Origin of the sequence: Micromonospora sp. NPDC051300 (assembly GCF_044455315.1) — a bacterium.
GTDB lineage: Bacteria > Actinomycetota > Actinomycetes > Mycobacteriales > Micromonosporaceae > Micromonospora > Micromonospora robiginosa.
In genome coordinates this window covers 108267-125156 of sequence record NZ_JBITEP010000008.1, presented here as the reverse complement: position 1 = coordinate 125156, position 16890 = coordinate 108267, and the positions used below count along the sequence as shown (strand labels likewise).

Annotated in this window: 16 protein-coding genes; 7 read left to right on the top strand and 9 right to left on the bottom strand. The window is 75.5% G+C overall.

The features are described 5' to 3' along the window. Positions 1 to 58: 58 nt before the first annotated feature. Positions 59 to 604, top strand: a complete 546-nt coding sequence (locus ACIA5A_RS11770) for a GNAT family N-acetyltransferase (RefSeq protein ID WP_396759833.1) — start codon at positions 59 to 61, stop codon at positions 602 to 604. Between the two features lie 34 nt (positions 605 to 638). Here ACIA5A_RS11770 and ACIA5A_RS11765 read toward each other — a convergent pair whose 3' ends face one another. Next, positions 639 to 1874 (bottom strand): AAA family ATPase, encoded by a 1236-nt coding sequence (locus tag ACIA5A_RS11765; RefSeq protein ID WP_396759830.1) that lies wholly within the window; start codon positions 1872 to 1874, stop codon positions 639 to 641. Positions 1875 to 2008: 134 nt separating this feature from the next. Then, positions 2009 to 2869, bottom strand: coding sequence for a flagellar basal body protein FliL (locus tag ACIA5A_RS11760; protein ID WP_396759827.1), 861 nt, complete (start codon positions 2867 to 2869; stop codon positions 2009 to 2011). Between the two features lie 85 nt (positions 2870 to 2954). On the opposite strand from ACIA5A_RS11760, the gene ACIA5A_RS11755 reads away from it, so the two are divergent. Continuing rightward, entirely contained in the window at positions 2955 to 3962 is a 1008-nt protein-coding gene (locus tag ACIA5A_RS11755) for an EamA family transporter (RefSeq protein WP_396759824.1), read from the top strand. An 11-nt stretch (positions 3963 to 3973) separates the two neighbouring features. Continuing rightward, on the top strand, positions 3974 to 4696 hold the full coding sequence (locus ACIA5A_RS11750; protein WP_396759821.1) for a prepilin peptidase: 723 nt from the start codon (positions 3974 to 3976) through the stop codon (positions 4694 to 4696). A 58-nt stretch (positions 4697 to 4754) separates the two neighbouring features. Here the strand turns inward: ACIA5A_RS11750 and ACIA5A_RS11745 are convergent, their stop codons facing one another. The 5 genes from ACIA5A_RS11745 to ACIA5A_RS11725 all read right to left on the bottom strand — a co-directional run bounded on the left by ACIA5A_RS11745 (position 4755) and on the right by ACIA5A_RS11725 (position 11564). Further along, on the bottom strand, positions 4755 to 7934 hold the full coding sequence (locus tag ACIA5A_RS11745; RefSeq protein ID WP_396759818.1) for a UvrD-helicase domain-containing protein: 3180 nt from the start codon (positions 7932 to 7934) through the stop codon (positions 4755 to 4757). Between the two features lie 102 nt (positions 7935 to 8036). Next, positions 8037 to 9374 carry a metallophosphoesterase gene (locus tag ACIA5A_RS11740; protein WP_396759815.1) on the bottom strand — a complete coding sequence of 446 codons (1338 nt, stop codon included), beginning with the start codon at positions 9372 to 9374 and terminating at the stop codon, positions 8037 to 8039. An 11-nt stretch (positions 9375 to 9385) separates the two neighbouring features. Further along, on the bottom strand, positions 9386 to 9637 hold the full coding sequence (locus tag ACIA5A_RS11735) for a MoaD/ThiS family protein (RefSeq protein ID WP_181570944.1): 252 nt from the start codon (positions 9635 to 9637) through the stop codon (positions 9386 to 9388). Continuing rightward, a complete protein-coding gene (moaA, locus tag ACIA5A_RS11730) occupies positions 9634 to 10650 on the bottom strand; it encodes a GTP 3',8-cyclase MoaA (RefSeq protein WP_396759812.1) in 1017 nt (338 codons plus the stop codon). Before moaA ends, ACIA5A_RS11735 begins: the two co-directional genes overlap by 4 nt. Further along, positions 10647 to 11564 carry a fructosamine kinase family protein gene (locus ACIA5A_RS11725; protein ID WP_396759809.1) on the bottom strand — a complete coding sequence of 306 codons (918 nt, stop codon included), beginning with the start codon at positions 11562 to 11564 and terminating at the stop codon, positions 10647 to 10649. The genes moaA and ACIA5A_RS11725 overlap by 4 nt, the downstream gene beginning before the upstream one ends. Positions 11565 to 11725: 161 nt before the next feature. On the opposite strand from ACIA5A_RS11725, the gene ACIA5A_RS11720 reads away from it, so the two are divergent. Further along, positions 11726 to 12859: a DUF4192 domain-containing protein gene (locus ACIA5A_RS11720; protein ID WP_396759806.1), complete on the top strand. Its 1134-nt coding sequence runs from the start codon at positions 11726 to 11728 to the stop codon at positions 12857 to 12859. A gap of 28 nt (positions 12860 to 12887) precedes the next feature. Here the strand turns inward: ACIA5A_RS11720 and fdhD are convergent, their stop codons facing one another. Continuing rightward, positions 12888 to 13742, bottom strand: coding sequence for a formate dehydrogenase accessory sulfurtransferase FdhD (gene fdhD / locus ACIA5A_RS11715; protein WP_396759803.1), 855 nt, complete (start codon positions 13740 to 13742; stop codon positions 12888 to 12890). A gap of 171 nt (positions 13743 to 13913) precedes the next feature. Here fdhD and ACIA5A_RS11710 point away from each other — a divergent pair, with 171 nt between their 5' ends. Genes ACIA5A_RS11710 through ACIA5A_RS11700 form a run of 3 tightly spaced genes read left to right on the top strand, consistent with a single transcriptional unit; the run spans position 13914 to position 15919 of the window. Continuing rightward, positions 13914 to 14513, top strand: a complete 600-nt coding sequence (locus ACIA5A_RS11710) for a molybdenum cofactor guanylyltransferase (RefSeq protein WP_396759800.1) — start codon at positions 13914 to 13916, stop codon at positions 14511 to 14513. Then, positions 14510 to 14767, top strand: a complete 258-nt coding sequence (locus tag ACIA5A_RS11705; RefSeq protein WP_396759797.1) for a DUF6457 domain-containing protein — start codon at positions 14510 to 14512, stop codon at positions 14765 to 14767. The genes ACIA5A_RS11710 and ACIA5A_RS11705 overlap by 4 nt, the downstream gene beginning before the upstream one ends. Positions 14768 to 14821: 54 nt before the next feature. Then, positions 14822 to 15919, top strand: coding sequence for a T3SS (YopN, CesT) and YbjN peptide-binding chaperone 1 (locus ACIA5A_RS11700; RefSeq protein WP_396759794.1), 1098 nt, complete (start codon positions 14822 to 14824; stop codon positions 15917 to 15919). Here the strand turns inward: ACIA5A_RS11700 and ACIA5A_RS11695 are convergent. Continuing rightward, the gene (locus ACIA5A_RS11695; protein ID WP_396759791.1) at positions 15916 to 16872 is read right to left on the bottom strand and encodes a zinc-binding dehydrogenase; all 957 of its coding nucleotides are present in this window, start codon (positions 16870 to 16872) and stop codon (positions 15916 to 15918) included. The two genes, ACIA5A_RS11700 and ACIA5A_RS11695, sit on opposite strands and share 4 nt — an antisense overlap. Positions 16873 to 16890 lie beyond the last annotated feature (18 nt).

Sequence of the window (16890 nt, the reverse complement as noted above, 5' to 3'; positions counted from 1 at the left end):
GGTATCGATTTCAGCGACCGTCGCGGATGGACCGGCCGTGTTCGGTAAGGTCGCGCGGGTGACGACGCTGCGACTTCGCCCGGAGGACCCGGCCGACGAGGCACCGGTGGCCCGGCTGCTCGCCGCCGCGTTCGCCCGACCCGACGTGGCCGCCCCACCGGAGGTGGGCCTGGTCGAGGAGTTGCGGCACAGCGCCGCGTGGATCCCCGAGCTGGCCATGGTCGCCGAGTACGGCGGCGAGGTGGTGGGCTTCGCGCTGCTCACCCGGGTGCGGGTCCGCACCGACGGTGGCGGCTGGCCGGCGCTGGTGCTCGGACCGGTGGCGGTGGCCCCGCACCGGCAGCGCGTCGGGCACGGCGCCGCAGTGGTGCAGGCGGCGCTCGACGCCGCCACCGAGCTGGGCGAGCGGCTGGTGGTGGTGCTCGGCGACCCGGCGTACTACCGGCGGTTCGGTTTCGGGCCGGCCGACCGGCTGGGGCTGACCAGCCCGTGGTCCGGGCTGGGGGAGCCGTGGCAGGCGCTGGTGCTGCCGCCGTCCACCGGCGGGGAGCCACCGCCCCCGGCCGGCGAGGTGGTCTTCCCCCCGCCGTGGTCGCGGGTCTGACCGCCGGCGGCGTCCCGGTCGAGCCGGTTGTCGCTCAGGCCGGCTGGGTGCGCAGGTAGCGGCCGAAGTGCGGGACGGTGAACGCGACGGTGCCACGCTCGCCGGAATAGATCAGGCCCTTCTTGATCAGGGCGTCGCGGGCCGGGGAGAGACTGGCCGGCTTGCGGCCGAGGGCCCGCGCGATCTCGGCGGTGGGCACCGCCGCGTCCATGTCGTCGCGTGCACCCTCCTCGCCGTCCACCAGCGCCAACGTGGCCATGGCCCGCATGTATTCGCGTTCGGCCGGGGTGGCCCGCTCGAAGCGGGAACCGAAGAAGCCCACCGCCAGCTCCGCCTCCGCCTCCGGCGCGGCGACCCGGACGTCCGCCGCGGTGATCGGCGAGCGGGGCGCGTGGTCCCAGGTCGCCTTCCCGTACGCCTGGACGAAGTACGGGTAGCCGCCGGACTTCTCGTAGAGCAGGTCGAGCGCCTTCTGCTCGTACTCGACCTCCTCGCGCTCGGCCGGCGCGCAGAGCGCCTGGTCGGCGGCGATCCGGTCCAGCCGGTCGATCCGCTGGTAGCGGTAGAGCCGTTCGGAGTACGACTTGGCGGCGCTGAGCACCGCCGGCAGGTGCGGCAGGCCGGCGCCGACCACGATCAGCGGCGCGCCGAGTTGGGACAGCTCGTGGCACGCGGCGCAGAGCGCCGACACGTCCTCGGCGCCGACGTCCTGCATCTCGTCGATGAAGATGGCGATGCCGGTGCCCACGTCGGTGGCGACCGCCGCCGCGTCGGTGAGCAGCTCGATTAGGTCGATCTCGATGTCACCGGAGTCGGCCCGGCCGCTGGTGGCCGGCACGTCGATGCCGGGCTGCCAGCGGTCCCGCAGTTTCGGCGCGGCGCCACCGCGCCCGGTCGGCGCGGAGCGCTGCGCGAACGCCTTGAGCACGCCGAGGAAGCCGTCGATGCGGTCCGGCGCGCGGTGGCGTGGGGCCAGCTCCCGGACCGCCATGTGCAGCGCGGCGGCGACCGGCCGGCGCAGGGACTGGTCCGGCCGGGCCTCGATCTTGCCGGTGCCCCAGAGGTGGTTGATCGCCTCCGAGCGCAGCGTGTTGAGCAGGACCGTCTTGCCGACCCCGCGCAGCCCGGTGAGCATCAGGCTGCGTTCCGGCCGGCCGCGTGCGATGCGTTCCAGCACCACGTCGAACACGTCCAGCTCCCGCCCCCGCCCGGCGAGTTCGGGCGGGCGCTGACCGGCGCCGGGGGCGTACGGGTTGCGGACGGGATCCACGAATCGCACAGTATCGGCTTCTCTAGCGGCCAGGCTAGACGTGCGTAGAGGCGACTACCGCGTGTCGGCGTCGAGACAAAACTAGGGCTGTCTAGCGTGGATGCTAGACAGCCCTAGTTTTGACTACCGCCGGCTCACCGGCGCTTCAGGCAGAGCACGAAGTCGAGCGTGTCCAGCTCACTGTCGAAGAAGTACCAGTCGGTGTAGCCGGTCACCTTGCCGCACTTCGCCTCGGCGTCCTTCTTGCCACTCGTCGCGCCGTCGATCCGGCGCAACACCTCGTAGGTCTTCGGCGCGCAGTCGGCGATCACCAGCTTCGGCTGGCTGCCGCCGCCCTCGTTGGCCACGCACTGCCCCGCCTTGACGAAACGCGGATCGGTCGACGAGGCCGGCGCCGCCGCCGTGGGCGTCGCGTCCGCCGCCTCGCTCGGTGCCGCCGCGGTCGGATCCGCGGCCGGCGCGGTGGCGGCCGTCGTCCCGGCCGTCGGGCTCTCCTCGTCCCGGCCGAGCAGCCAGTACGCCCCGGCGCCGCCCAGCAGCAGCACCGCCAGCACGATCAGCACCACCAGCAGCGGCCCCCGGCCCCGCTTCGGCGGCGTCGGCTCGTCGTAGGGGGCCGGCCCGGCGAGGTACGGCGGAGGCCCGCCCGCGTACGGCGGCTGCCCCCCGCCGGCGTACGGGCCCGGGCCGGCCTGGTACGGCGGCTGCCCGGTGTCGTAGCCCGGCGGGCCGGCCTGGTACGGCGGCTGGCCGGCGTCGTAGCCCGGCGGGCCGGCCGGGTACGGCGGCTGGCCGGCGTCGTAGGCCGGTTGCCCCGGGTCGGCCGGGTAGCCCTGGTGCGGCGGGGTGCCGGTCCACTCCGGCGCCGGCCCGTACTGCTGCGGCGGGCCGTACTGCGGGCCGCCCCGGTGCGGATCGGGAGCGTAGCCGTCGTCGGGGCGTCGTGCGCCCCACGGCTCGGGTGCGCCGCCGCCCGGTGGTCCGAAGTTCGACATGAACGCCTCCTGCGTACGCCAGTGCTGAGAGGCCGGCCACCAAGGGGCGACGCCGACGCCGTGGTCACCGTAGCGTGGTCCACCGATGAGCTCACGCCCCACGACTGCGACGGACGCCACCGGACCGGTGGCGCCGCCGGCCCGTACCGCAGTGATCTGGACCGCCCTGGCCCTGGTCTACGTGTTCTGGGGCTCGACCTACCTGGGCATCCGCGTGGCGGTCGAGTCACTGCCGCCGCTCACCTCCGCCGCGATGCGGTTCGCCGCCGCCGCCGTCGTGCTGGCCCTGGTGCTCCGGCTGCGGCGCGGACCGGGATCGCTGCGCGTGCCGCCCCGCCGCCTCGGCTCGGCCGCGCTGGTCGGCGTGCTGCTGCTGGCCGGGGGCAACGGGCTGGTGGTGGTCGCCGAGTCCGGTGCGCCCGGCGACGCGGTGCCCTCCGGTGTCGCCGCGCTGCTGGTCGCCACCGTTCCGCTCCTGGTCGTGGTGCTGCGCACCGTCGGCGGGGACCGTCCCCGCCCGTGGACCTTCGCCGGCGTGGCCCTCGGCTTCGTCGGTCTCGTCCTGCTCGTGCTGCCCCGCGATGGCGTGGACGGCGTGCCGTTGGCCGGCGCGCTGACCGTCGTCGCCGGCGCGGTCAGTTGGTCGGTCGGCTCCTACCTGGCCGGCCGGATCCGGATGCCGGCCGACCCGTTCGTGGCGACCGTCTACGAGATGGTGGCCGGCGCGCTGGCGCTCGCCGTGATCGCGGCCGTCCGCGGTGAGCTGCGCGACTTCGACCCGGCCGAGGTGACCGGCCGATCCTGGGCGGCGCTGGCGTACCTGATGGCCGCCGGCTCACTTGTCGCCTTCACCGCGTACGTCTGGTTGCTCGCCCACGCCCCGATCTCCCTGGTCTCCACGTACGCGTACGTCAATCCGGCGGTCGCGGTGGCGCTCGGCGCCCTGCTCGTCGCCGAGCCGGTCACCGCGCAGGTGCTGCTCGGCGGCGCGGTGATCGTGGCCGGTGTGGCGGTGGTGGTGAGCACCGAACGTCCGCGCCGGAGGACGCCGGCAGCCGTCGACGGGGCGGACCCCGCACCGGACGGGCGGTAGCGTCCCGCCCCGTGTCGACGGCGTCGGTGGCGGGGGTGACGGTGCTCGGGGCGCTGGCCGGCTGGTTCGCGGTGCCGCTCGCCAGCCACGTCCTCGGCGTACCTCCCGGCGGGCCTGTCGCCGGGAGTGCCGGCGGGCCTGTCGTCGGGAGTGCCGGCGGGGCGGTTGTCGGCGTGCCTCGCGGCGGGTCGGCGCGGGCCGTCGTCCGGCCGCGCCGGGTCGGCGTGGTCGTGGCCGGGGCGGTGGTGTTCGGTGGGCTGGCCGCCGGGCACGGCGCCGACCCCGCGCTGCCGGTGCTCCTGCTGATCTCGGCGGCCGGCCTGGCGCTCGCGGTGACCGACCTGATCGCGCTGCGACTGCCCGACCCGCTGGTCGGCGCGGTGGCGATCGGGGGCGGACTCGGGCTGGGCGGGACGGCGCTGGTCACCGGCGAAGCGGGCCGCGCGGCCACCGCGCTGACCGGCGCCGGCCTGTCCCTGTGCGCCTACCTGCTGCTCGCACTGCTGCCGGGTGCCCGGCTCGGCTTCGGCGACGTGAAGCTCGCCACCGCCCTCGGGCTCCCGCTGGGCTGGCTCGGCTGGCCGACGCTCCGACTCGGGCTGCTCCTCCCGCACGTGCTCGCCGGGGTGGTGGTGCTCGCGTTGCTCGCCGCCGGCCGGATCCGCCGGGACAGCCCGCTGCCGTTCGGCCCGGCGATCCTCGCCGGCGCCTGGCTCGCCGCCGTGCTCGCCTGAGCGGGTGGTGAGAAGGGGCCCCTTCTCTACCGTAGGCGTTAATAAGGGGCCCCTCCTTTCACATCAGGCGGAGCTGGTGATCGCGCGGCCGGCGCGGCTCGGCGGCGCCGAGCCGGTCGAACAGGGCCGGGTCGATCACGTCGAGGAACGGCGTCGGGCGGGTCTGGCGTTCCGTGCCGTGCCGGCTGCGCCGGGCGGTGTGGCTGACGTAGAGCCGGTCCTGCGCCCGGGTCAGCCCGACGAAGAAGAGCCGACGCTCCTCGGCCACCGCGTCGTCGTCCGGCTCGCTGCCGGGCCAGCGCAGCGGCAACAGTCCGTCCTCCGCCCCGACCAGGAACACCACCGGGAACTCCAGGCCCTTGGCCGCGTGCAGGGTGAGCAGTGTGACCGCCTCGGCACGCGGGTCCAACGCGTCCACCTCGGCGCCGGTCGCGAGCTGGTTGAGGAAGGAGTCGAGGTCGTCGCCGCAGCGCCGGGCCAGCGGGGTGAGCAGGTCCGCCGCCGTGTGGACGTCCTCGGGGCGTACCGCGCCGGAGCCGTCGAGCGTCGGCACGGCGAAGCGTTCCGCCAGGATCCGGCCGGCCTCGCGCACCCGACCGGTCAGCGAGCCGTCGAGGCCGGCGTGGCGCAGCTCGCGGGCGAGGGCGGTGACGCCCGGCCGGTCGCGCAGCCGGTCGTGCGAGCGCTTCTGCACCGGGATGTTCGCCCGGGCCAGCGCGTCCACGATCGGCGCGGCCTGGGAGTCGGTGCGGTAGAGCACGGCGATGTCGGAGAAGGACAGCGAGGTCGCCCGCCCGTCGATCCGGCCCGAGTCGAGCGACCGGTGGGACAGGCCGCCGACCAGCTCGTCGACCGTACGCGCCACGAAGTCGGCCTCGTCGGAGACCGTGGTCGCCGCGTACCGGCCGACCAGCGGGGCCTCCGGGTCGAGCCGGGCCGGGTCGAGGCGGCGACCCCGGACCAGCGACGACGGCGCGATGGCCTGCACGGCGGCGGCCAGGATCGGCGCGGAGGAGCGGTAGTTGCGGTTCAGCCGGACCAGCCGGGCATCGGTGAAATCCTGCGAGAATCGCAGGAAGTAGCCGACGTCGGCGCCCCGGAACGAGTAGATCGCCTGGTCCGGGTCGCCGATCGCGCACAGGTTGCCGGTGGGCGGGCTGAGCAGTCGCAGCAGCTCGTACTGGACCGCGTCGACGTCCTGGTACTCGTCGACGAAGATCCACTTCCACCGTTCCCGGTAGTCCCGGACCAGCTTGCGGTCGCCCTTCAGCAACGCCACCGGCAGGGTGAGCAACTCGTCCAGGTCGACCAGGTCCCGCTTGCGCAGCAGCGCGACGTACCGCTCGTCGTCGTCGCCGGCCTCCGCGCGGGCCGCCGCCCGGTCGGCGTCGTCGGCGATCCGGAAGTCCGCCGGCAGCCCGGCGGCCGCCGCGTTCTCCCGCAGCACGGTCAGGCCCAGCGCGTGGAACGTGCCCACCGTGACGTCCTCGGCCACCGGGCCGAGCAGCCCGTCCAGGCGGTGCCGCAGCTCCTCGGCCGCCCGCCGGGTGAACGTGATCGCCAGGCACTGGTCCGGGAAGACGTTCAGCTCCGCGCACAGGTAGGCGATCCGGTGCGTCAGCGTCCGGGTCTTGCCGGTGCCCGGGCCGGCCACGATGAGCAGCGGACCACCCGGCGCCGACGCGGCCACCCGCTGCATCGCGTCCAGCCGGTCCAGCAGCCCGGTGCCGACCTCCTCCATGCCGGCCAGCATCGGCTCGAACGGCTCGTGCGGCGACGGCGGCGGCGCGAGCGGGGGCGCGGCCGGCTTGCGCTTCGACTCCGGTCGCGCCTCCGCCGGGCGCTTGGCCCTCGGCTTCGGCGCGGGCTCCGCCGGCCGCCGCTGCGCGGGCACGGGTACGTCGAAGAGCGCGTCCTGTCCACCGCCACCCGAGGCGCCCAGTTCCGCCGGATCGAACAGCGTGATCACCCCGTACTCGCCGTCGTAGCCCGGCACCCGGCGCACCTCGCCGCGGCGCAGCCGGCCGATGCCCTCCGCGAGCAGCTCCCCGCCGACGCGGCCGATCTCCTCCACCGGCGTACGGGTCAGGATCTCCAACTCCGGGCCGAGCGCCGCGACCAGCTCGTTGAGCTTGCCCGCGACCTTCTTCGACCGCGCGCCCACCCGGTTCAGCTCACCCAGGATCTCGGCCAGCGGCACCAGGTGGGCCACCTCGCGGGCGTGCGCCGGCCGATGCCCCGCCGGCCGGTCGGCAAGCGCCTCGACCCGACTGAGCACGCCGACGGTCAGCGGCTTCCCGCACTCCGGGCAGCGCCCACCCGCCTCGCGGGTCCGCTCCGGCGACCAGTTCACCCCGCAGAGCCGGTGCCCGTCGGCGTGGTACTTGCCCTCCTCCGGGAAGAACTCGACGGTGCCGGCCAGCCCGTCCCCGGTGCGCAACGCCTCGCGGATGGAGAAGTAGTCGCGCGGCGCGGTCAGCACTGTCGCCTCCCGGGCCAGCGCGGGCGGCGAGTGGGCGTCCGAGTTCGACACCAACCGGTAGCGGTCCAGGCTGCCGACCCGCCAGTTCATCTCCGGGTCGGAGGAGAGCCCGGTCTCCACCGCGAAGATGTGCTCGGCCAGGTCGGCGTAGCAGTCGGCGATCGCGTCGAAGCCGGACTTCGAGCCGAGCGCGGAGAACCAGGGCGTCCAGATGTGCGCCGGCACCAGATAGCCGTCCTCGCTGGCCTGCAACGTGATCTCCAGCAGGTCGCGGGAGTCCAGTCCGAGGATCGGCCGGCCGTCCGAGCCGAGGTTGCCGATCCGGCCCAGCGCGGCGTTGAACCGGCCCACCGCGTCGAGGTCCGGCAAATAGATCAGGTGGTGCACCTTGCGGGTCCGGTCGTCCCGCTTGTAGATGGTGGAGATCTCCACGCTGAGCATGAACCGGACCGGGTCCGACTCCGCCTCGCTGGCCAGCCGGGGCGGGAGCCGCCGGGCGATGTCCCGCTCCGCCTCCGGCGACAACCGGTAGAGACCGGGCTCGGCCGGGTGCAGCGTCTCGCGCAGGTGGTCGTACCAGGCGGGGTGGGTGAAGTCGCCGGTGCCGAGCACCCCGATGCCCTTGCGCCGGGCCCACCAGCCGAGGTTCGGCAGGGTCAGGTCCCGGCTGCACGCCCGCGAGTATTTCGAGTGGATGTGCAGATCCGCGACGTAGGGCGGGGAGCCACCGGGGGGTGCGGCACTGAACGGAGGCACGCCGCATCCTGTCACGTCCGGTTGCCTACCCGCCCGCCGCCACGCGTACGCGTGACCTGAGCAATGCGGTGCTGGACGCGGCGGCGCCGGCAGGCTATGGGGTCACGGGCTCCGCAGCTCGACCAACGTCACCTGCGGCGGAGCGCCGACCCGCACCGGCGGCCCCCAGAAGCCGGCGCCGTTGGTGACGTAGACCTTGGTGCCGTCCACCTCGCCCAGACCGGAGACCACCGGCTGCTGGAGCTTCACCGCCAGGTTGAACGGCACCATCTGGCCGCCGTGGGTGTGCCCGGAGAGCTGGAGGTCGACGCCGAACTTCGCCGCCTCGTGGGCGGCCACCGGCTGGTGGGCCAGCAGCACCACCGGGCGGCTCGGGTCGCGGTCGGCGAGCGCGGCGGCGTAGTCGGCGGGTCCGGCCAGCCCGGTGCCGTCGGCGGTCACGTCGTTGACGCCGGCCAGGTCCAGCACCCCGCCCCGGGCCCGGATCTCCTGCCGTTCGTTCTGCAGCACCCGCAGGCCGAGCCGGTCCACCTCGCGGACCCACTCCTCCACGCCGGAGTAGTACTCGTGGTTGCCGGTGACGAAGAAGCTGCCGTAGCGGCTGCGCAGGTCGCGCAGCGGCTCCGCCGCCGCGCCCAGCTCGGCCACCGAGCCGTCGACCAGGTCACCGACGACCGCCACCAGGTCGGCGTCCAGCCGATTGATCATCGCGACGATGCGCTCGGTGTGCGCCCGGCCGCGCAGCGGGCCGAGGTGGATGTCGGAGACGGTCGCGATCCGCAGCCCGTCCATGCTGCGGGGCAGCTTGGCCAGTGGGATGCCGACCCGGTCCAGTCGGGGCGGCCCCATCGCGGTGCGCACGCCGTAGCCGGTCACACCGGCGGCGGTGAGCCCGGCGAAGATCGCCGCGCCGCGCGCCAGCAGCAGTCGGCGCGACGGGTCGTGGTCCGCCGGCCCGTCCGGCGGCGTGGTGGCGGCGTCACGCTCCGCGGGGGCGTCGCCGACCGGTCGGTTGTCGTCCGCCTCGCCGGCCGGCGACGGGTCGGTGGCGTCCGTCGGCGGGGACCCGGTGCCGGCGGAGTTGCCGGCGCCGACCAGCGCCGGTTCGGGTTCCGGCCCGGTGGTGGGGGCCGAGCGGGCCCGCCGGCGCAGCGCCAGCCGGACCACCGCGAGCGGCACCTCCAGCACCAGCAGCAGCACCAGCAGGTAGAACATCAGGGCGAGCCAGAGGTAGCCCGGCCAGGCCAGCCAGTAGAAGCCGTTCTGCGTGCCGGCCATGGTCGCCGGCACGAGCAGCGCCAGCAGGATCGCCACCACCGCACCGGCTCGCCGCCACCGCCCCGGGCGGGTGGTGTCGCGGACCATCCGCTTCCACAGGTAGAAGTGGATCAGGCCGATGACGAGCACGACGAAACCCACGAATGTCGCCATCGCCAGCACGTCGGCCTCCCTCAGCCGCCCGCGAAGGGTGGCAGCACGTCCACCGTCACCCCGGCCGGCAACGGTGTCCGACGATCATGACAGGCCACGCCGTCGACCAGGAAACTCGCCGCCTTGAGCACGACTGCCAGTCGCTCCCCGTGCCGGGCGGCGAGGTCGTCCAGGAGTTCGTCGAGCGACCGGCCGGCGGATGCGGTCTCCTCGGCGCGACCGGCGGCGGCCCGGGCCCCGGCGAAGTAGCGGACGGTCAGCTCCACGGTCATCCTCCGATCGCCGACATCGGCCGGACGGGCTGCAGGAAGGTCGGGTCGTCGATGCCGTGCCCGGCGCGCTTGCCCCACATCGCGGCACGCCAGCGGCGGGCCAGCTCCTCGTCGTCGGCGCCGCCCCGCAGCGCGGCCCGCAGGTCGGACTCGTCGGTGGCGAAGAGGCAGTTGCGCACCTGGCCGTCGGCGGTGAGCCGGGTGCGGTCGCAGTCGCCGCAGAACGGCCGCGTCACACTGCCGATCACCCCGACCCGGGCCGGCCCGTCGTCGACCAGCCAGGTCTCGGCCGGCGCGGCGCCGCGCTCGGACGGGTCCGCCCGCAGGGCGAACTCGGCGCGCAGGGCGGCCAGGATCTCGTCGGCGGTGACCATTGTCGACCGGTCCCAGCCGTGCTGGGCGTCCAGCGGCATCTGCTCGATGAACCGCAGCTCGTAGCCGTGGGCCAGGGCGAACCGGAGCAGCTCCGGCGCCTCGTCGTCGTTGACGCCGCGCATCAGCACCGTGTTGATCTTCACCGGGGTGAGCCCGGCGGACGCCGCGCCGGCCAACCCGGCGAGCACGTCGTCGTGCCGGTCCCGCCGGGTCAGGGCGGCGAACCGCTCCCGGTCGAGCGTGTCCAGCGAGACGTTCACCCGGTCCAGCCCGGCCGCGCGCAGCGCGGGCGCGAGACGGGCCAGGCCGATGCCGTTCGTGGTCAGCGAGATGCGCGGCCGGGGCGTCAGCGCGGCGACGGCCGCCACGATGCCGGGCAGGCCGGGCCGGATCAGCGGCTCGCCGCCGGTGAACCGCACCTCGGTGATGCCGAGCCGGCGCACCGCGACGCCGACCAGGCGGACGATCTCGTCGTCGGTGAGCAGTTGCGGCCCGGCCAGCCAGGGCAGGCCCTCCGCCGGCATGCAGTAGGTGCAGCGCAGGTTGCACTTGTCGGTCAGCGAGACCCGCAGGTCCCGGGCGACGCGACCGTAGCGGTCCGCGAGAGGCCCGTCGGCCGTCGTCCGGGAGGCGGTCATTGCTCGACCGTAGCGCGTCCGGGGGCCCGGAGCGCGGCCCGTGCGGCGGAGGACACCGCCTCCGCGTACGCCTCGCCGAAGAGCGCGGTGTGCACCAGCAGCAGGTGCAGTTGGTGCAGCGGCATCCGCTCGCGCCAGCCGTCGGCCAACGGCCACGCCTCCTGGTAGGCGGCGAGGATCCGGTCCAGGTGCGGCGGGCCGCCGAAGAGGGCGAGCTGGGCCAGGTCGGTCTCGCGGTGGCCGCCGTGCGCCGCCGGGTCGACCAGCCACACCCGGCCGTCGGCGCCCCAGAGCAGGTTGCCGGGCCAGAGGTCGCCGTGGACCCGGGACGGCGGCCCCTCGTCGCCGCCGAACTCGCCGGCCCGGTCGACCACCTGCTCGACGAGCGCCGCCGTCGCCCCGGTCAGCGCGCCGCGATCGACCGACGCCCGCAGGTGCGGCAGCAGCCGCCGCCGGGCGAACCAGTCCGACCACGGCCCCGGGTCGGGCGTGTTGTCCTGCGGGAGCGCGCCGACGAATCCGGTCCACTCGGCGCCGAACGCGGGCGCTCCCGCCCGGTGCAGCCCGGCCAGCCCGCGGCCGAACGCCTCGGCCGCCTCCGGCCCCGGCTCGCCCGGCTCCACCCAGTCGAGCGCCAGCAGCTCCGGCAGCGCGACGAGCACCTCGGGCACCGGCACCGCGTCGGCCTCGCGCAGCCACCGCAGGCCGGCCGCCTCGGTGGCGAAGAAGCCGTCGGGCGCCGGCCGCGCCGCTCGCGCCGGCCAGCTCTTGGTGAAGACGGAGTGCCCGTCGTCCAGGGTGAGCCGGGACGCGACGCAGATGTCACCACCGGAGACCGGCGTCTCCCGGATCCGCTGGTGGGTCAGGAAGGTCGGCAGGTGCTCCGGGTGTGCCCGCAGGTATGCCAGGTCCATGCCCGCAAGGTAGCCGGTGGTTGGGACATCCGGGGGCCGGGTCGAACCGCGATCGCCGCCGATCGGCGCCCGCCTGGACCGATACGCTGCGTGTCTGTGGACGAACCGCGTGTCGTCCACAGGGTCTTCCGCCGCGACCGGGCGCCTCGCAGGCTCCCGGCATGAACTCGACCGAGCGTCCCCGCCTCTCCGTCCGCTCGCCGGCCGACCTGGTCGCCGCCGTGCCCTACCTGCTCGGGTTCCACCCCGCCGACAGCGTCGTGGTGGTGGCGGTGCGGGGCCGGCGCGTGGTCTTCGCCGCCCGGGGCGACCTGCCCGAACCGGGCACCGACCCCGGCCCGGCGGCCCGACATCTGGCCCAGGTGGTGGCGCGGCAGGACGCGGACGCCGCCACGGTCGTCGGCTACGGCCCGGCCGCCCGGGTCACCGGCGCGGTGGACGCGGTCGGCGGTGCGCTGGACGCGGCCGGGCTGGTCGTCCTCGACGCGCTCCGGGTGACCGAGGGCCGCTGGTGGTCCTACCTCTGCGGCGAGCCGGCCTGCTGCCCGGCCGACGGCACCCCCTACGACCCGGCGGCCAGCCAGGTCAGCGCGGCGGCCGTCTTCGCCGGTCAGGTCGCTCTGCCCGATCGCGCCGCGCTGGCCGCCCAGGTGGCGCCGCTCGACGGCCCGGTCCGGCTCGCGATGCGGCGGGCCACCGGTGCGGCACGACGCCGACTGGCCGCCCTCACCGGCGTCGACCCGTCCGGCGTCGACCCGTCCGGCGTCGACTCGTCCGGCGTCGACTCGTCCGGCGTCGACTCGTCCGGCGGCGGACCGTCCGGCGGCGGACCGGCCGGCGGGCGGCGCGGGGAGGGGCGGGCGGTGCGCTCGGCCGGTACGGCGGCGGTGCGCGCCGCGTTCCGCCGACACCGGCGCGGCGAGCGGCTCGACGACGACGAGGTGGCCTGGCTGACCGTGCTCCTGACCCACCTCGCGGTGCGCGACCACGCCTGGTCGCGTACCGACGGCCGGGACGCCGACATCAGTCTCTGGACCGACGTCTTCCGCCGGGCCGAGCCGGACCTGACCGCGGCGCCCGGCTCGCTGCTCTCGTTCGCCGCCTGGCGGGCCGGGCACGGCGCGTTGGCGGCCGTCGCACTGGAGCGGGTGCTCGCGACCCACCCCGAATACCCGCTCGCGGCGCTCCTCGACGACGCGCTCCGCCGCGGGGTGCCCCCGGCCGAGCTGGACGGCTGGCCCGCGAACGGCGGCGGCGCGGTGCTGCGCCGGCGGCGACGTCGTCCGCCCCGCTGAGCGCATCGGCGCCGCCAGCCGACCGGGGTCATCCGGTGACGCGTTGCGCGCCCGTGTAGACGTTCATGGTCGGGGCGCGGAGGAAGCCGACGAGCGTCATCCCGGCCTCCTCGGCCAGTTCGGCGGCGAGCGTGCTGGGCGCGGAGACGGCCGCCAGCAGCGGGACCCCGGCCATCCACGCCTTCTGGGTGAGTTCGAAACTGGCCCGGCCGGAGACGAGCAGCACGTGACCGGCCAGCGGCAGCCGGTCGGCGCGGGCGGCCCAGCCGATCACCTTGTCCACGGCGTTGTGCCGGCCGACGTCCTCCCGCAGCACCAGCAGCTCGCCGTCGGCGTCGAACAGCCCGGCCGCGTGCAGGCCGCCGGTGCGGTCGAAGGCGCGCTGCGCGGCGCGCAGGCGGTCGGGCAGCGCGGCCAGCAGTTCGGCGGTGACCTCCAGCGGGTCCTCCCGCACGGCGAACCGGGAGCGGGTGCGCACGGATTCGATGCTCGCCTTGCCGCACACCCCGCACGAGCTGGTGGTGTAGAAGTTCCGGGCCGGGTCGGTCGCCGGCTCGGGCACGCCGGGGGAGAGCACCACGTCGACCACGTTGTAGGTGTTGGGGGTGTCCGCCCCGGCGCACAGTTGCGCGGTGTGCACGTCCTCGGCCGACCGGATCAGCCCCTCGGTGAGCAGGAAGCCGACGGCCAGGTCCAGGTCGTCGCCCGGGGTTCGCATGGTCACCGCGAGCGGCCGGCGCCGACCGGGGCCGGCCGGTCCGACCCGGATCTCCAGCGGCTCCTCCACGGCCAGGGTGTCCTGCCGGCGGACCCGGGTCCGCCGGGCTCCCGTCGCCTCTAGGTCGATCCGCAGTACGCCTCGCCGGTCCGTCGCCCGTCCCATGGCGCCATCCTCTCCCGTGCCCGTCCCACCCGCACTCCCACCTCGACGCATCCCGCCCGACGCGCACGTGCCGGGTGGCAGGAGGGACCCGAGGCGCCGTTGCCGTTCCACCCGGCCGGACCGTGGACGGCAGCGGGCCGGCGCGAGGGGCGCCGTGGGTAGGGTGAGGCGGTGACCGGGTACGCGGCGGTGCTTCTCGCCGGCGGCGCGGCCCGGCGGATGGGCGGGGTGGACAAGCCCGCCCGTCCGGTCGGTGGCCGGCCGATGCTGCACCGGGTGCTGGCGGCGGTGGCCGACGCGGACGAGCGGGTGGTGGTCGGTCCGTCCGGGCCGGTGCCCGCGGGGGTGCTGGTGACCCGGGAGGATCCGCCCGGTGGTGGCCCGGTGGCCGCCACGGCGGCGGGGTTGGCCCTGCTGCGTTCCGGCGCGCCCACTGTCGCCCTGCTCGCCGCCGATCTGCCGCTGCTCACCGCCGAGGCGGTGGCCGTGTTGCGGCGTGCGCTCGACGCGTCGGCCGACGGCATGGCCTGTTACCTGGACGGCGACGGTCGCCGGCAGCAGCTCTGCGGCGTGTGGCGCCTGTCGGCGCTGCGGGCCGCCCTCGACCGGCTGGCGGCCCGGCGGGGCGGGACGGTAGACGGCGCGCCGGTACGCGGGCTGCTGGCCGGCACGACGGTCCGGGAGGTCGCCTGGTCCGGTGCGGGCGCGCCGCCCTGGTTCGACTGCGACACTGACGAGGACGTACGCCGGGCCGAGGAGTGGACGACATGACGGTGATGGACGACTGGGTCACCGCGGCCTGCGCCGAGTTGGACCTGGACCCGGCGCAGGTGCCGGTGTCGGCGGTGCTGGACGTGGCCCGGGACGTGGCGCACCAGGTGCTGCGGCCGGGCGCGCCGGTCAGCGCGTACCTGTTGGGGATGGCCGTGGGTCGCGGCGCGGATCCGGCCGCGGCGGCCGCCCGGCTCAGCGCTCTCGCGGGTTCGTGGCCGGTGGAGCTGGACGGGACCACCGACGCGGAGTGACGCGGCCGGCCGGAAGCGTCCTGGGTAGGGTGGCGGGAACGGACGGAGGCGATCATGACGGCAGACCACCCCTCGGCGCCGGTCGACGAGCCCTCCGGCGACACGCCGGAGCAGCACGAGTCGATCCTGCTGGACGAGCCGACCACGGCCGATCTGCGGGCCAAGGTGACCGAGGCCTGGCGGGAGTTCGCCCGGGCGCTGGCCGACCGGCTGCGGGGACTGCCCGCCGGTGGGCACCTGGAGGTCACGCTCGACCCGACGGCCTCCGGGACCGGGGACGCCGTCTACTCGGTCAGCGCGGACGCCGGTGCGGAGGGCGGGCTGTCGGCCCGCGCGGTCGGGAACGCCACGCTCCCGGCGGGTTACCGGCTGGACCGGGCGGCGGTGGCCGACATGGTGGCGCTTGGTTGGTCGCCGCCGGGTGTGGTGCCGGGTTCCGGTGAGCAGTTCGGCCTGGACTGCGGCGCGGACGAGGCGACCCGGCTGTCCGCCGTGCTGTCCCGGACGCTGCGGGACGTCTACGGCGCCCCGCATCCGGCGTTCCTGGTCTATCTGGTGCACGACGCCGACGGTGAGCCGTTGCCGGTGGAGCCGCTGGGCACCGCCCGCGCCGAGTTCGGCCCGGACCGGGACGTGGAGGCCGACCTGGACGAGGCGTTGGCCGCCGCGGCGGCCAACGCGGGTGAGAACGACGTGCTGGCGCTGGAGGAGCGGGTGCGCACGGTCGTCTCGACGATGTTGAAGTCCGACGCCGACCAGGTGCAGGTCGACTCCGACGGTGACATCAACATCCGGGCCGGGTCGGCGATGGTCTTCGTGCGGGTCCGGGACAATCCGCCGCTCGTCGACGTCTTCTCGCCGGTGCTCACGGAGGTGGAGCCGACCGAGCGGCTCTACGTGAAGCTCTCCGAGTTGACCAACCGGATGCCGATCGGCCGGCTCTACTGCGCCGACGACACGGTGTGGGCCTCGATCCCGGTCTTCGGCCGCAACTTCCAGGCCACCCACCTGATGCTTGCCGTGCAGGTGATGACCGGCCTCGCCGACGAGCTGGACGACCGGCTGCACGGCGAGTTCGGCGGCAAGCGGTTCTTCGGCGAGGGGGACAAGCCGGCGCGGGCGCAGGAGCACCGCACCGGCATGTACCTCTAGGCCACGTCGAGCAGGGTCTTGCCGACGGTGGCGCGGGCCGCCATGGCGGCGTGCGCGTCGGCGGCCCGCTCCAGCGAAAAGCGCCGGCCGATCAGCGGCCGGAGCCGTCCGGCCGCGGTCAGGGCGAGGGCCTCCTCGGTCAGCGCGCGCAGCTCGTCCGGCCGGGGGTGGGGCCGCAGCAGGGTCACCCGGCGGGCGGCGGCGAGGTCCGCCGGCACGTCCGCCCAGGTGCCACCGGCCAATCCGAAGCTGAGCATCCGGCCACCGGGGTCGAGCAGGTCGAACGCCTCCCGGGCGATCGTGCCGCCGACGCCGTCGAAGACCACGTCGACGGCCCCGACGGCGGCCCGTACCCGGTCGGTCCAGTCGGGCTCCCGGTAGTCGACCACCACGTCGAGCATGGCGGCGTGGAGCACGGCGACCTTGGCGGGGCCGCCGGCGGCGGCCACCACGATCGCGCCGGCCTGTGCGACGAGCTGCGTCAGCAGGGTGCCGACGCCGCCGGCCGCGGCCTCGACCAGGACCCGGTCGCCGGGCCGCGGGTCCGCCGCCCGGGCCAGCATCAGCGCGGTCCGGCCGTCGGCCATCACCGCGACCGCGTGGTCGAGCGGCAACCCCGGGGGTACGGGGATCGGCGCGTCCCGGTCGACGACGACGCGCTCGGCGTAGCCGCCGGTGCCGCCGGTGGCGGTGACGACGCGTCGGCCGACCAGTGCCGGGTCGACGCCGGGGCCGACCGCCGCGATCGTTCCGCCGACGCCGTTGCCGGGGATCAGCGGCGGGTCACCGGTGAACGGGCCGAAGCCGGTGGCCCGGAACATCGTCTCGACGAACGTGATGTTGGCGTGCGCCACCGCCACCAGGACCTGGCCCGGCCCGGGTTCCGGGTCGGGCGCCGCTCCGGGGACCAGCACCTCCGGTCCGCCGAACTCCCGTAGCCACACCGCACGCATCGCGCCTCCCCGGAATTC

Excerpts from the sequence above, each read along its gene's own strand:
- ACIA5A_RS11720 (WP_396759806.1), top strand. The coding sequence starts at position 11,726 with ATGAACTCGACCGAGCGTCCCCGCCTCTCCGTCCGCTCGCCGGCCGAC.
- ACIA5A_RS11735 (WP_181570944.1), bottom strand. The coding sequence starts at position 9,637 with ATGACCGTGGAGCTGACCGTCCGCTACTTCGCCGGGGCCCGGGCCGCC.
- ACIA5A_RS11705 (WP_396759797.1), top strand. The coding sequence starts at position 14,510 with ATGACGGTGATGGACGACTGGGTCACCGCGGCCTGCGCCGAGTTGGAC.
- ACIA5A_RS11755 (WP_396759824.1), top strand. The coding sequence starts at position 2,955 with ATGAGCTCACGCCCCACGACTGCGACGGACGCCACCGGACCGGTGGCG.
- ACIA5A_RS11725 (WP_396759809.1), bottom strand. The coding sequence starts at position 11,564 with ATGGACCTGGCATACCTGCGGGCACACCCGGAGCACCTGCCGACCTTC.
- fdhD (WP_396759803.1), bottom strand. The coding sequence starts at position 13,742 with ATGGGACGGGCGACGGACCGGCGAGGCGTACTGCGGATCGACCTAGAG.
- ACIA5A_RS11760 (WP_396759827.1), bottom strand. The coding sequence starts at position 2,869 with ATGTCGAACTTCGGACCACCGGGCGGCGGCGCACCCGAGCCGTGGGGC.
- ACIA5A_RS11695 (WP_396759791.1), bottom strand. The coding sequence starts at position 16,872 with ATGCGTGCGGTGTGGCTACGGGAGTTCGGCGGACCGGAGGTGCTGGTC.
- ACIA5A_RS11700 (WP_396759794.1), top strand. The coding sequence starts at position 14,822 with ATGACGGCAGACCACCCCTCGGCGCCGGTCGACGAGCCCTCCGGCGAC.
- moaA (WP_396759812.1), bottom strand. The coding sequence starts at position 10,650 with ATGACCGCCTCCCGGACGACGGCCGACGGGCCTCTCGCGGACCGCTAC.